The 249-nt window shown below is 57.4% G+C and carries 1 protein-coding gene; it reads right to left on the bottom strand.

All coding sequences use genetic code 11. The features are described from left to right. On the bottom strand, positions 1–202 hold a 202-nt coding region (locus Q5L94_RS14300; RefSeq protein ID WP_411161954.1), incomplete at its 3' end, for a potassium transporter TrkG. Positions 203–249 lie beyond the last annotated feature (47 nt).

The raw sequence follows: 249 nt of genomic DNA, 5'->3' as shown, positions 1-249 counted from the left end.
AACCGACCCCGCCAACCGCTTGCAGAACAGCCCGCCACATGATGATTCCGTGTGGAGTATCATCTAGGCCGCTCATGACCGTAGAGCCGGTCGTGGTAATCCCTGACATCGCCTCAAACAGCGCATCTACCGGTGAAAGCGACCACATGTAGAGAGGCACGGCTCCCGCAATCGCTGCGATGAACCATACCGAAGATGTCAGCAGGAACGTGTGAAGGCGACGAAAGCCCAGGTGGGATGATGAAGAGG

The organism is Idiomarina sp. Sol25 (assembly GCF_033052775.1).
Classification (GTDB): Bacteria; Pseudomonadota; Gammaproteobacteria; order Enterobacterales; family Alteromonadaceae; genus Idiomarina.
The sequence above is the reverse complement of the archived record's forward strand: the minus strand, read 5'-3'. Positions and strand labels throughout refer to the sequence as shown.